Source organism: Gilliamella apis, assembly GCF_002142155.1.
Classification (GTDB): domain Bacteria; phylum Pseudomonadota; class Gammaproteobacteria; order Enterobacterales; family Orbaceae; genus Gilliamella; species Gilliamella apis.
On record NZ_NASD01000011.1, the window covers coordinates 74,282 to 89,116 of the forward strand.

A 14,835-nucleotide genomic window follows, 5' to 3' on the forward strand; every position below is an offset into this window, starting at 1 on the left:
AACATAAAAAAACAGCCTTTTATTACAGCTGTTTTATAATATTTAAAATAGGTTGTAACCCTAAAAAATAATCACCGTTTTTTTAATCCTAATTTTTCCAAATCCGGAATCATTTTTTTGACGACTACATTTGATCCATTTTTATTTAAATGATTGCGATCTAGATAAAGTAATGATTCAGTTGCAACATAACATTTATCTTTATCACATAAATAATCTGATAAATTTATAGATGACGCCTTTGGATAATCTAACAACACCTTATCTATAATATTATTATAATCTGAAAGCACACTATTATTTTTATGAATGTTAGCATCAAATGAACATTCATTCTTTCCTGTTCTCATCATTTTTATAACACATTGATAAGGGTCAAAAGGTAAAGCTGGATTATCCTTAACTAATATAACTTTTTTTCCAGATTCAGTTAGCATAGATAAAGATCTTCGCATTCCATTTTCAATGGCAACATCGTGATTATTGAGATTTTTATCATTAATATCGACGACAAAATGAAATGAACAATTCGGATGGTGTGCTAAAAAAACAGTAGTTATTTTTTCATTTTTAATAACATAATCATACGCAGAATTTATTAATTCAGTGTTTCTATATCTTACTTTAAATTGAGGGTCATTTTCATTTGTATCAGACATATTATAAAACGGAAGCGCACAACTTGCAGGAAACACTAACACACCATTTTCTAAATTTCTTCTTAAACCATAATAAAGATGTCCTGCATGGGAATCTCCTATAACAGCAATAGAATCTAGCTCATCATTCTCATATATATTACATTGATTATCTGTAAATTTAATCCAATTAGGAAATTGACTATTACATTTATCACTAGCTCCATCATTTAAAGCCTTAATATTTAAATCAACATAATTTTTATATTGCTCGCTACTATATCTAAAGTTTAAAAATTGCGTTTTATATTGTAAATAATACCCACCGCCAATAATTACAAAAGGAATTAAATAATAAGTAAAGAATGAGAATTTGAAACTTCTTCTGTGTTTACGACAAGGTCTTTCAACTAAATAAAAACTAAATAATGAAAGCACTATGATTAGAATAATGATCCCTAAATATTGAGTAATAGTTGTTAAGTTATCAACAAATAAATATAGTTTAGTTAGTACAATGATCGGCCAATGCCAAAGGTATAATGAGTAAGAAATAGTACCAATAAAAACAAGAGGTTTAATTGAAAGCAACTTAGCAATAACAGTTCGTTTGTCATAGCAAGAAATAACTAAAGCAGTACCAACAGTTGGAATAATGGCCCAAAAACTTGGAAATAATCGTTTTTCAGATAGGAAAATAATAGATAATACCATCATCAAAAAGCCAATGATACTTAAACAATTTTTTATAAGTAGATTTGGAGTCTGATTATTATTTGAGCTTGACTGTTGAACTGACAAAATGCCAATAATTCCACCAATTAATAATTCACCAGCACGGCCGGTCACAAGCGAATAATAGTTATATTTAGATAAAATTAGCGATTTAGGAGATAATTGAGCAAGTGCAAATGAAACTAATGCGACAACTACTAATATAAATAAAATATTATTCCGACTTAGTTTGATTAACTTTGTTTTGGTCTGATATCTAATACCTGTTAATAATAATAACACAAAAGGGAAAAAAATATAAAATTGCTCTTCAACAGCTAAACTCCAAGTGTGTAAAATAGGCATTGTCTCAGCAGACTTATCCCAATAACCACCAGTATTTTGGGCAAAAAACATATTTTCCCAAAAATAAGTTGTTGACTTTAGACTTTTCAGAAATAACATAAAATCATCTGGCAGTAACATGTACCAAGCTACAAAGGCGGTGGTGAACATTACTACAAAAAAAACAGGCAAAATTCGGTTAATTCGACGCTGATAAAATACTTTAAAGCTAAATTGATGATTGATAATATCAGTATAAATGATTTTGGTGATGAGATATCCCGATATTACGAAGAAAACATCAACACCAATAAAGCCACCATGAAGCCAATGTGAATTTAAATGAAAAACAATAACGGATAAAACAGCAATGGCTCGAAGGCCATCAATATCAGGGCGATATTTCAAAGACATAATCATAATAAATATATTAAAAGTGATGATGAAATATAGCAGAAAAGTAATATTATGCATATATTTTTTTAACTACATATAATAACTAATAACGTATTATATTAACTAAAATAAAACACCTAATATCATTAAGTTAATCCATGTTATTTTTCATTTAAGTTCGAAAGTTAGCAGGATTACTATAAAGTCATCTTCCTATCGAACGTCAGGATTTAGCGTTACAAAAAAAGAAAAATAGCGAAATACACGTAGAGTTTTTAACTTCGACAAAGCTTACTTTAGAACTCTATCAGTTATCAGATTCTATTTATAGCAATTTATCTTAATCTCGCAATTTTATTGAGTATTTTGTATTGGAAGTAAATGATATTGACAAAAGATCAATAAAATAAGAATACTTGGCTATAAAATTAATAAAGGACTAATTTATAATAAAAGAAAGTATGTGAAGTAAGCTTCTTTTTTATTAGTCGTCTTAATGATGAGCGAGTTGAATTTGATATGACAACATATTTCTAATCATTATCACAATAAGTAATTAATAAATAATAAATAAAAAACTACCTGTAATTAACGGTAGTTTTTTATTTGAGAAAATAAGATAAAATGAGATTGCAGTAGAATTATTTTAAATATTCTTGTTCATAGGCTCTTGCCTTTTTATCATCAAAGACATGTTCCCAACGCGCAATAACAATTGCCGCTAATGCGTTACCAACAACATTAACAACTGTTCTACCCATATCTAAAATACGTTCAACACCCATAATATAACCGATACCTTCAAGTGGAATACCAACACTACCAAGTGTTGCTGATAATACTAAAATAGAAGCGCCTGGTACTCCAGCAATTCCTTTTGAAGCAATCATTAATGTTATTACAATGATTATTTGATCTAAGATACTTAAATCCATACCAAATAACTGTGCTAAGAAGATAACCGTGATACTTTGGTATAATGTCGAACCATCAAGATTGAATGAATATCCAGTAGGAATAACAAAGCTTGTGATCGCTTTTGGTGCTCCATAGGCCTCCATCTTTTCAATGATTTTTGGTAATGCTGTTTCTGAACTTGCTGTAGAAAAAGCAATAACTAATTCTTCCTTCAATATTTTTAATAAAGTAAAAATATTGAATTTACATAGTTTACAAACTGCACCTAATACCACTAATGTAAAAATGATCATTGCGGAATACACAGTTAGAATCAGTTTTAATAGCGGTAGTAAAGAAGCAAAACCATATTTAGCAACAGTTACGGTAATTAATGCAAATACACCAATTGGCGCATAACGCATAATCATGTTGGTCACTTTAAACATAGTATCTGAAACTACTTTCAAAAAGAACACAAATGGTTCGCGTTGTTTATCTGGTAAAGACATTAAACCTAAACCAAAAAATACACAGAAGAAAATAACCGGTAAAACTGCGCCATCCGTCATTGCTTTAAATATATTTGCTGGAATCATGTCTAAAATCATGACAATCAAACCGTGAGGTTTGCCACTTAACTCTTCGGCTGCTTTAGTATATTTACTAATATCAGTTGTGGCTAAAGTTGAAGAGTCAATACCAGCACCGGGTGCAAAAACATTACCCCATAAAAGACCTAATAAAATAGCAATTGTTGTAATGATTTCGAAATAAAGAATGGTTTTAAATCCTAGTGTTCCTAAACGTTTAGATCCACCAATTCCAGCAATACCTAATGTCAGTGTACTAAGTATAATTGGTAGAACTATCATCTTAATTAAACGAATAAAAATATCACCTGCTGGTTGGAAAATATTAACAATTGAAAATTGGTAATATGAATGTAACGCATGATTAGGATCTGCTAGTTCATATAGAAAAGCACCAACAGCTACACCTAAAATCAAGGCAATTAATATTTGCCATGCAAGATTAGTTAAGATTTTTTTTATTAAGAAAGACATGTAATTCTATTCCTTTTCACTATTTTCGAAAATAAAAAAGGATTAGTCTGTGTGGCTAATCCTTTTTTATAATTAAAATTATTGTTCGGATTCTTGGTTTGAATCATTACTATCCTCACTCTGTGGCGATAGTTCCGATTCAACATCATCCTCTGTTTCAGCAATTCTTTGTAATCCAACAACTTTCTCATTTTCAGCTGTTCGGATCAACGTAACCCCTTGCGTGTTTCGTCCAACAACACTGACTTCTGATACTCGAGTTCGTACTAAAGTTCCAGCATCAGTAATTAGCATGATTTGGTCGGTTTCTTCAACCTGCACTGCACCAACTACAGCACCATTTCGTTCACTCACTTTAATAGAGATTACGCCTTTCGTTGCTCTTGATTTAGTTGGATATAACTCTTGTTCAGTACGTTTACCATAACCATTTTGAGTTGCTGTTAAAATTGTACCATTACCACGAGGGACGATAAGTGATACAACTTTATCATCGCCTTCTAATTTAATACCTCGAACACCTGTTGCTGTTCTACCCATACAACGGACTTTATTGGCAGGGAATCGTACAACTTTACCATTAGCTGAGAATAACATAATGTCTTCAGTATTGGAAATTTGTGAGACTTCATCACCATCGTCAAGCTCATCAATAATAGCATCATCATTGAGTTCTTCATCATCAACAATATCTGCTGTTTCGTTACTGGTTAAATCAACGCCAATTAACTCATCATCATCACGTAAGTTAATGGCAATAATGCCACCACTTCTCGGACGACTAAATTCAATTAATGAAGTTTTCTTAACCGTACCTTGAGCTGTCGCCATAAACACACAATGCTCATCATCAAATTCACGAACAGGTAGAATCGCGGTAATACGTTCATCTGCTTCCAATGGTAATAAATTAATAATTGGACGACCACGTGAGCCTCGACTGGCCTCAGGTAATTGATAAACTTTCATCCAATATAATCTGCCACGACTTGAGAAACAAAGAATCGTGTCATGAGTATTTGCAACCAATAATTTTTCGACAAAATCTTCTTCTTTAATTTTCGTTGCCGATTTACCCTTACCGCCTCGGCGCTGAGCTTCATAATCGGATAACGGTTGGTATTTTACATAACCTTGATGAGAAAGCGTAACTACAACATCTTCTTGAGCAATAAGATCCTCAATATTGATATCGGCACTACTTGCTGTAATTTCAGTTCGTCTTGCATCTTGGAATTGATCTCGAACAGCTTCAAGCTCTTCGCGAATAACTTCCATTAATCTTTCTGGACTCGCTAGAATATGTAATAAACCAGCAATTTGAACTAATAGTTCTTTATATTCATCAAGAATTTTTTCATGTTCAAGACCAGTTAAGCGATGTAAACGAAGATCTAAGATAGCTTGAGCCTGAGCTTCAGAAAGATAATAATGGCCATCACGAATACCAAACTCAGGCGCTAAATCTTCTGGACGAGCGGCATCATTACCCGCTTTTTCAAGCATTGCCGCAACATTACCAAGCTGCCAAGCTTGCGATAGTAATTTAGCTTTCGCTTCAGAAGGAGTTGCCGCAGCACGAATTAATTCAATAACAGGATCGATATTAGCCAATGCTATCGCTAAACCTTCCAACACATGTGCTCGTTCACGAGCTTTGCGAAGTTCATAGATAGTTCGACGCGTTACGACTTCACGGCGGTGAAGAACAAACGCTTCGATCATTTCTCGTAAGTTTAATAGTTTCGGTTGACCTTTATGTAAGGCAACCATATTAATCCCGAAAGAAACCTGTAGTTGAGTTAATGAGAAAAGATTATTTAAAACGACTTCGCCAACAGCATCACGTTTGATTTCAATAACAATGCGCATACCATCTTTATCTGATTCATCACGCAATGCTGAAATACCTTCAACTTTTTTGTCTTTAACTAGCTCAGCTATTTTTTCGATCAGTTTTTTCTTATTAACTTGATAAGGGATCTCATTAACAATGATCGTTTCACGACCACTATGATCATCTACTTCAATGGTCGCCTTTGAACGAATATAAATAATACCACGGCCAGTTCGATAAGCATTTTCAATACCTTTACGGCCATTAATTAAAGCAGCAGTAGGGAAATCTGGACCATGAATATATTCCATTAATCCATCAACAGAAATATTTTCATCCTCAATAAATGCTAAGCAACCATTGATAACTTCTGCTAGATTATGAGGAGGAATATTGGTTGCCATACCAACAGCAATACCTGACGAACCATTAATTAATAAATTAGGAATGCGAGTTGGCAACACGTCTGGAATCATTTCTGATCCATCGTAGTTTGGTGAAAAATCTACTGTTTCTTTATCTAAATCAGTTAATAATGCACCAGCAAACTTTTGCATACGAATTTCGGTATAACGCATTGCTGCTGCCGAGTCACCATCGACAGAACCAAAGTTACCTTGGCCATCAACAAGCATATAACGTAATGAAAATGGTTGTGCCATACGAACAATAGTATCATAAACAGCAGAATCACCATGTGGATGATATTTACCGATTACGTCCCCAACAACACGAGCAGATTTTCGGTAAGGTTTATTCCAGTCGTATCCAGCTTCATGCATAGCGAATAAAACCCGTCTATGAACAGGTTTGAGTCCGTCGCGGACATCAGGTAAAGCTCGCCCGACAATAACAGACATCGCATAATCAAGATAAGAGGATTTTAATTCGTCTTCAATATTGACGGGGGTTATTTCTTTGGCTAGTTCGGTCATAACACCAGGTTCTCTTATTAACTTAAATCTTAAAATAGTTCATAATTATAGCATAAAATCGCTATTAATGCAGAACAAAACTGTTTTTATTTCAACTTATTCTGCATGAATAAACAATGTATTTTCAATTAATTGGCTTAAACAGTTTAAAATCATTGCATGCATTTCATAGGCCATCACCTTTTTGTAAGATGGAATTCTAATTTCAATATCATTTTGCCCAAGTAATCCGATCACTTCTCCACCATCAAATGCAGTTAAGGCAACAATTTTCATATCTTTAATTACGGATTCTTGAACAGCACGAATAATCGAACGGCTATTACCTTCACAAGTTGAAATAACTAAGATATCACCTTGTTGCCCTAAAGCTTGAATTTGTCGAGCATAGATTTCTTCGTGATTAGATATCGCACTTAACAATACATTATCAGATACTAATGCAATAGCCGGAATACTTGGTCTTTCAATATCAAGACTGGTAATTAACCGAGAGGTAAAACTTTGTATATTTGCGGCAGCTGAGCCATTACCACATCCCATAATTTTATTACCATTAAGTAATCCTTCAACGATAATATTAGCAGCTTTTTCAATTGAAGAGCCTAGAGATTCGGCCATAACAATTTGAGTTTGAATACTTTCAGTAAAATAATTTTTTATTAAATCTTGCACGTTTTTCACCTGACCATTAAAACGCATTAATTATCCATTTTTGACTTTTTCCCGTTATGGCAAAAACATCAAACCTAAACTCTGTATCTTCAATATTTAATTTATTTTTTAACATCCAATGTTGAGCAGCCTGTTTAATTCTGTTTTGTTTAGTGAGCGAAATAGTCATTTCAGCCTCGCCAAAATTAGCATTTTTTCGATATCTAACTTCAACAAAAACAAGACAACTCTTATCTCGCATGACTAAATCAATTTCACCGATTCGATATAAGCTATTTTGATCAAGTAACACAAGTCCTTGATTGGCTAAAAATTGGCAAGCAATATGTTCATAATGCTTGCCGATATCTTTAGTTTTCGTTCTGTTCCGAGGACGATTGGGATGTAACATAGGCATATTGTTGCCATGCAAGTGTTCGAGTCACTTCACATTGATTACTGGTTGATAATTTACCAGTCATTCCATCTAAAAAATTAGGTTGATAAGAGTCTAATTGATTAAAACGATTAGCTAATCGCCACGCATCGATTCCCATAGCGTATAATCGTGTTAAAGAATAATCTTTTTGAATATTGCTAGGAATCACTGCCGTTGTCTTTTCTGATGAATTAATAATCAAAGGAATGTCAGAATATTCCGTTTGATTCATATCATAATAAAAGTCATTCGAAGCATTTGCCACATGACTTTTAGAACTTGAATAAAGCGCTATTGGTGAAGAGCCATTACCTACTGTCTTACCCGCCCCCATATCTAGCATTGGTTTTATCAAGGTTAATTCGTCATAAGATGCATAAATATAAATTGCATCAAATCCAGAAGAGGAACCATTTGAGGTCATTGAGGCTGAGCCATCATCACTATTAAATACAATCGGACTACCGGTTAAACTTATTCCACTACTATGATTAATATTGGCGCGTAAAGTATTTAAATTACCAACATATTGTACATAAGCCTGTGAGCCATTAGAAATTTGCGACCATTGCTTAGCAAAGCTTTGGGCTACACGCCTACCCAAGTCATTTTGTGGTATAACTAACAATGGCTTTTGTTTATTTTGAGCAAAAATATGGTCAGCCGCATCCTTTGCTTCATCTTCAGGAGATAACGCAAAAAAGCACATTTTGTTAGCGGAAACTGTTCCATCATCAACCTTATTCAATGCTAGAACTGGGATATTAGGTGCTAACTGCTTTATTTTACTCACTTCAGACTTCAATAATGGACCAACGATTAAATCGACATTTTGTTCTTGCGCTTGCTGAATTAAATTATCCATTGGTACTGACGTTGTATCTAAAACAATAACATTTTGTTGTGGTTCTTGAGGATAGAACTTAACTGCATCAACATATCCTTGACGAATAGTATTACCAAATATTCGAGAAGATCCATTCAAAGGTAATAGTAAAGCTACTTTTTTGGCATTAGCATTATCAACAGCAAGTGTTTGTTCACCTGTTATAATCGCAACAATATTTTGTGCAGGATGATCGGGATATTTTGCAGCCCAATCCAAAATAGCTTGTTTTAGTTGATTTTTACGATTTGTATTTTTCGCTTCAAGCATTTCTGGACTATCACCGTCTTGAATAGAAATTTGTCTATTATTACTTTGATATGTATAACTTAAATCAATCCAACCTTTCAATATGAAGTCATTTTCAAGTACGGCAATTTTACTTAGTTGATTTGTCGATAATTTGCTAAAGAAATTCCAGGTATTATTTAAAATTTGTTTTTTTAATTTTTCAGGTGCAAATTTTTGTAAAGACAAATAATCATTCGCTTGTTCATTAATCTTTTTAGCTTTTTTGTCTAAGGCTAATTTGATTGAATAATAACGATATGATTGTGAATCATTTAATTTCTCGATAGATAATTGGCTAAGATTAAATGGTTGCCCTTTTCTAGTTGCTATTTCACCTTGAGATAACAATTGGTCTTTTTGTTGTTCTACATTAAGATTAGCTGGTAGTTGAGATAATAATTTATTTGCTTGAGAAAGTTTATTCTCGTTTATTAATGCTCTTATTGCCAATAACTGCCAATCGATTTTAGCACTTCCTGAGCTAGTATCTACCTGCGACAAATAATAATTGGAGTCTTTAGTTTCATCGTATTTACCGCTTTTTGATGAGCTAAGATGACATCCAACTAAAAGTGAAAATAATGCTAAAATAACAATAGCATAAAAGGATTGTTTTAATTTCATAACCATTCTCTTATAATTTCTCATCCCCAAATTCGCTGTACATGTACAGTAACTTCTTCACGATCATGAAAAAGTTGCTTAGCCTGAATTTGTACATTTATTTGGCTGTTATTTAGTTCTTCTATTAGTAATTGTAAATTTTGTTTTACTTCTTCATAACGTTTTTTCATTGGTAGTTTGAGATTAAAAATTGCCTCTCTACACCAACCATTAATTAGCCATTTAGCTATTAACTCTGTTACTTTGGCTGGTTTTTCAACCATATCACACACCAACCAATAAATATTATGCTTTTTAGGTATAAATTTAAAGCCATCTTCACGATAATGTTTAACTTGTCCTGTTTCCATTAATTTTTCATTCATAGGACCATTATCTATAGCATATACCATCATACTTCTTTTGACCAATTGATAAGTCCAACCGCCTGGACACGCTCCTAAATCAACAGCGTTTAAACCACCTTTAAGTCGTTCATCCCATTCTTCATAAGGAATAAAAATATGAAAAGCTTCTTCCAATTTTAATGTTGAACGACTTGGTGCATCAGATGGAAATTTTAACCTCGGTATACCCATATAAAAAGGAGAGTTATTTTGACTCAGAGAATAGCCAACATAACAGCTATTATTATTGATAAATAATAAATGAATAACTGGTCGTGATGGATTTTGTACTTTTAACAAAAGACGTTTGTTGCGTAATGCCTGACGAAGTGGAACAGTAAACTTGCGGCAAAATCCTGCCAATTGCTTACCATCATTAGTATCTGCAACTTCAACACGTAAATCACCAGCTTTATCAACAACACCAGATAAAACATTAATTATTGGCGTAATACGATCTTCAGTTGATAAATCAGCCAATAATTCACCAGCAACAAACATTTGTCTGGCAAAAATAAGTGTTCGAAAAGGAATTTCTTTAATCAATAATTGAGCGTCATCATCTTGATAGCATTCAAATATCACATAACCGCTGTTTTCTTTGACTTTGGCAAATCCAAATATCTCTTTTTGTGCGGCTCTCTCTGTTATTTCTGCTGCACATTCTTTTTCAAACCCTGGTCGACAATACAAAATTATTTTGTTCAGTTTTTGCATATTCTTTCTTTCAATTATTTGAAAATATTATAAAGTTATCAAATTAATCTGATTGGACTTTATTTGTATATAAAGGCGCTTCACCTTTAGGTCGAGTTTTGAATCGTCGATGTAACCACATATATTGTTCTGGTGCTTTTAATATTTCGTGTTCAATCGCTTTGTTCATAAAAGTAGCCGCTAGCACATCATCATCTATAGGATAGCCTTTAAGCTCAGGTGTAACGTAAACAGTATAGTGCCCATTCTTTTCTCGTTTAGGGGTGAAAGGAATAATTGCAGGCTGACTTAATTTAACTAAAATTCGAGTTCCAATGGTCGTTGCTGCTTTTTCTACCGCAAAGAGTGGCGCAAAAACGCTATTCTTAGGACCATAATCATGATCTGGCGCATACCAAAGCAGTTCACCATTCTTTAAGGCTCTTATCATGCCTTTAGTATTATAGCGATCTAACATATATTTATTCGATTTTAAACGCCCTTTTAATTGTACATAATCCATAACAGGGTTGTCGTTTGGTCGATAAACACCTACACCTGGATGACTCATACCTAAAATACGTGCACCGAGTTCTAGCGTTAAAAAGTGAATACCAATTAACAAAACACCTTGTCCGGACTGTTGTATCTGAGTGATATGTGAATCACCTTCAATTGAAGAGTGTTTTTTAAGTCTTTTGTCGGACCAGAACCATGCCATACCAGTTTCAAATATAGCAAGTCCTGTGGAAATAAAATTATCTCTTAATATTTTATCTCGTTCTTGTTCGGATTTATCAGGAAAGCATAATTTTAAGTTTTGCCTTGCGGTCTCTTTACGCTTGCTAATTAATTTCATCGAAATTAATCCTAAACCTTTCCCTAATTGATAAATAACCGGATATGGTAGTAAAACGATCAAATATAAAATAGAAATACCAAACCAGGTTAACCAATAGCGAGGATGTAATAATCGTTTTGTAAAAATAGGATGAATTTCTTGATTTTGACTCATATTAAGATTAAATAACCATTTAAACAAAGTTAGTCATTATATACCAATATCTTCAGTTATGCGGCAGAAAAATAAAATAATCAAAGATAACTAAACTTCTTATCATGAAGTTGTTTGAAAAGATTACATAAAAAAACACATATTAAGGATTAAATTGATTAATCCCTAATAATCAATTTTTACTTATAATTTAGAAAAAATATACCCTAAAAGAGTATTTCTCAAAATTTGTTAAGCTTTAAATTGCTACTGGCGCTTTTATTGCTGGATAGGGATCGTAATCAACAATTTCAAAATCTTCAAATTCATAATCAAAAATTGTAGGTGGTCTGCGTTTAATTACAAGCTTAGGCAATGGTTTTGGCTCACGGCTTAATTGTAAATGTGTTTGCTCCATATGATTGGAATACAAATGGGTATCGCCACCTGTCCAAACAAAATCACCAACTTCTAAATCGCATTGTTGAGCAATCATATGAACTAATAACGAATAACTAGCAATATTAAATGGTAATCCTAGGAATACGTCACATGAACGTTGATAAAGTTGACATGACAGCTTACCTTGAGCTACATAAAATTGAAACAGAGCATGACAAGGTGCTAACGCCATTTGATCAAGCTCACCAACATTCCATGCCGAAACTATCATTCTTCTAGAGTCTGGATCATTTTTAATTTGTTCGATTAGTTGCGAAATTTGATCTATTTGTCGACCATCCGCAGCTCCCCACGCGCGCCATTGTTTGCCATAAACAGGACCAAGATCACCATTTTTATCGGCCCATTCATCCCAAATTGTTACTTTATTATCTTTTAAATAATTAATATTAGTATCACCTTTAAGAAACCAAAGTAACTCGTAGATAATTGAACGTAAATGACATTTTTTTGTGGTCACTAATGGAAAACCATCTTGCAAATTAAATCGCATTTGATGACCAAAGATCGATAAAGTCCCTGTACCTGTTCTATCCGATTTAGCCGTTCCTTCGTTTAAAATTTTTTGCATTAGTGATAAATACTGTTTCATTTTTTAATAGCCTTATTGTTAAATCTATATGCATATAAAAGCATCAAGATACCACCAATGATCATAGGGAGACAGAGAATTTGTCCCATACTGATTATATTTAAAAATAATCCTAATTGTTCATCGGGTTGTCTAAAGAACTCAATTATAAACCTAAATATGCCATAACAAACTAAAAATAGTCCTGAGACTGCGCCAACTGGACGAGGTTTGCGAATAAATAAATTTAAAATAATAAATAATACTATACCTTCAAATACCATCTCATAAAGTTGTGAAGGGTGACGAGGTAAAACACCGTTTAATTGGCTGTATAAGGAAAACCATTCTGGATTTGCTTGAACAAACATAAAATCAGCATGTGATGAAGTAGGGAATAACATACCGATTGAAGAATTAGTTACTCGGCCCCACAGTTCACCGTTAATAAAATTACCAAATCGGCCAAACATTAAACCAAGCGGTACTAATGGAGCTACAAAATCAGCTACTTGCATAAAGGTCTTTTGTGTTTTTTTAGCAAAGATAGCAATAACACAAATGGCACCAATCAAACCACCATGGAAAGACATTCCTCCTTCCCAAACTCTGAATAGAATAGCGGGATCTTCACAAAATGCATCAAAATTATAAAATAATACATAACCTAATCGCCCACCAATAAAGAGGCCTAAAAAACCCCAGAACAATAGGTTTTCAACTTGTTGTGATGTCCAATTGCTATTGGGTTTATTAGCTCGACGTTTAGCTAAAAACAAAGCACCAAGCACACCAAATAGGTACATTGCACCATACCAATGTAATGAAATAGGTCCGATTGAGAAAGCAATTGGATCAAAATTGGGAAATTGTAAAAATTGATTCATTTTTTAATACGCTGTTTATTTTTTCGTTTGTGAGCAAAGAAGTTAAACCGTTTTTTCTTAGAAAGATTTGTTACAGGTTCTTCTACTTCAGATTGTATAGTAAATGCAGGCAAAGAAAACTCCTTCATTGCTTTGCGATATACATCACGCTTAAAAGCAATAACCTGTCGTATAGGATACCAATAACTTACCCATTTCCAATCATCAAACTCAGGAGTTGAAGACATATTTAAATTAATAACTGACGTATCAGAAATTAATTCTAATAAAAACCACTTTTGTTTTTGACCGATACATACCGGCTGATTATCCCAACGAATCATACGTTTTGGTAATTTATACCTTAACCAACCATTGGTAACCGATAAAATTTTAACGTCTTTAGGTAGTAATCCTACTTCTTCATTTAGTTCACGAAACATTGCCTGTTCTGGCGTTTCATTAAGTTTTATTCCGCCCTGAGGAAATTGCCAAGAGTTTTGCCCATAACGCCGAGCCCAAAGCACTTGACCATACCTGTTACAAATAACTATTCCTACATTTGGACGGTAGCCATCATTATCGATCACTGACTACCTCAAAAAATTTATTTTTATATTGTTGAATTGTTTCATACATACAACAATAAATAAATAGGAAAATGATACTAATAGAATAAATATAATATCATACAGTCGATTTTGGTGATAATTTAATAATTGTCATAATAGTAATTATCGTGAAGGTAACCTCTATAGCTAAACTACCTAAAGAGCCTATCCATAAGCTATATATTATCCATAAAATACTACTTAGTAATATTAACAATCGTATATTATGTTGTTCAACATCCAAATAATACAATTTAACAATTAATTACGGGATTGTTGTATGTTTTTCAATAAAATCAGAACCCAAAAACTGATACAGAAAATTTAGATTATCCATTGTCTACTATTCAGGGAAATAACTCTGAAAAATAATTAACAAAAATACATTAATCCTAGAAAGCAAAAAAGCCCAGCATCGCTGCTGGGCTCGTATATTTAAAAGTCTGGCGGCACCCTACTCTCACATGGGTAATACCCACACTACCATCGGCACTACGGCGTTTCACTTCTGAGTTCGGCATGGGGT

The 14,835-nt window shown here is 33.1% G+C and carries 12 protein-coding genes and 1 rRNA gene; all 13 read right to left on the minus strand.

The annotated features are described in order from the left end of the window. Window positions 1–71 precede the first annotated feature (71 nt). A complete protein-coding gene (locus B6C84_RS06835) occupies window positions 72–2,111 on the minus strand; it encodes an acyltransferase family protein (RefSeq protein WP_165755150.1) in 2,040 nt (679 codons plus the stop codon). A gap of 623 nt (window positions 2,112–2,734) precedes the next feature. Then, window positions 2,735–4,045, minus strand: coding sequence for a glutamate/aspartate:proton symporter GltP (gene gltP / locus B6C84_RS06840; protein WP_165755077.1), 1,311 nt, complete (start codon window positions 4,043–4,045; stop codon window positions 2,735–2,737). 90 nt (window positions 4,046–4,135) lie between these two features. Beyond that, window positions 4,136–6,829: a DNA topoisomerase (ATP-hydrolyzing) subunit A gene (gyrA, locus tag B6C84_RS06845; protein ID WP_065578254.1), complete on the minus strand. Its 2,694-nt coding sequence runs from the start codon at window positions 6,827–6,829 to the stop codon at window positions 4,136–4,138. Window positions 6,830–6,925: 96 nt separating this feature from the next. Further along, complete coding sequence (locus B6C84_RS06850; protein ID WP_086354178.1) at window positions 6,926–7,504, minus strand: SIS domain-containing protein; 579 nt, start codon at window positions 7,502–7,504, stop codon at window positions 6,926–6,928. 16 nt (window positions 7,505–7,520) lie between these two features. Continuing rightward, entirely contained in the window at window positions 7,521–7,901 is a 381-nt protein-coding gene (locus B6C84_RS06855) for a YraN family protein (protein WP_198193071.1), read from the minus strand. Further along, window positions 7,855–9,723 carry a penicillin-binding protein activator gene (locus tag B6C84_RS06860; protein ID WP_165755149.1) on the minus strand — a complete coding sequence of 623 codons (1,869 nt, stop codon included), beginning with the start codon at window positions 9,721–9,723 and terminating at the stop codon, window positions 7,855–7,857. Before B6C84_RS06860 ends, B6C84_RS06855 begins: the two co-directional genes overlap by 47 nt. A gap of 20 nt (window positions 9,724–9,743) precedes the next feature. Further along, a complete protein-coding gene (rlmM, locus tag B6C84_RS06865) occupies window positions 9,744–10,817 on the minus strand; it encodes a 23S rRNA (cytidine(2498)-2'-O)-methyltransferase RlmM (RefSeq protein ID WP_086354177.1) in 1,074 nt (357 codons plus the stop codon). A 52-nt stretch (window positions 10,818–10,869) separates the two neighbouring features. Beyond that, window positions 10,870–11,820, minus strand: coding sequence for a Kdo(2)-lipid IV(A) acyltransferase (locus tag B6C84_RS06870; RefSeq protein ID WP_086320730.1), 951 nt, complete (start codon window positions 11,818–11,820; stop codon window positions 10,870–10,872). A 238-nt stretch (window positions 11,821–12,058) separates the two neighbouring features. Continuing rightward, window positions 12,059–12,853, minus strand: a complete 795-nt coding sequence (thyA, locus tag B6C84_RS06875) for a thymidylate synthase (protein WP_065652097.1) — start codon at window positions 12,851–12,853, stop codon at window positions 12,059–12,061. Further along, the gene (lgt, locus tag B6C84_RS06880) at window positions 12,850–13,719 is read right to left on the minus strand and encodes a prolipoprotein diacylglyceryl transferase (protein WP_065578250.1); all 870 of its coding nucleotides are present in this window, start codon (window positions 13,717–13,719) and stop codon (window positions 12,850–12,852) included. Before lgt ends, thyA begins: the two co-directional genes overlap by 4 nt. Then, window positions 13,716–14,288, minus strand: a complete 573-nt coding sequence (gene rppH / locus B6C84_RS06885) for an RNA pyrophosphohydrolase (RefSeq protein ID WP_065578249.1) — start codon at window positions 14,286–14,288, stop codon at window positions 13,716–13,718. The genes lgt and rppH overlap by 4 nt, the downstream gene beginning before the upstream one ends. A gap of 97 nt (window positions 14,289–14,385) precedes the next feature. Further along, complete coding sequence (locus tag B6C84_RS11810; RefSeq protein WP_367643243.1) at window positions 14,386–14,562, minus strand: YgjV family protein; 177 nt, start codon at window positions 14,560–14,562, stop codon at window positions 14,386–14,388. A gap of 188 nt (window positions 14,563–14,750) precedes the next feature. After that, window positions 14,751–14,835: ribosomal RNA gene (gene rrf / locus B6C84_RS11815) — 5S ribosomal RNA — on the minus strand; the annotation flags it as partial.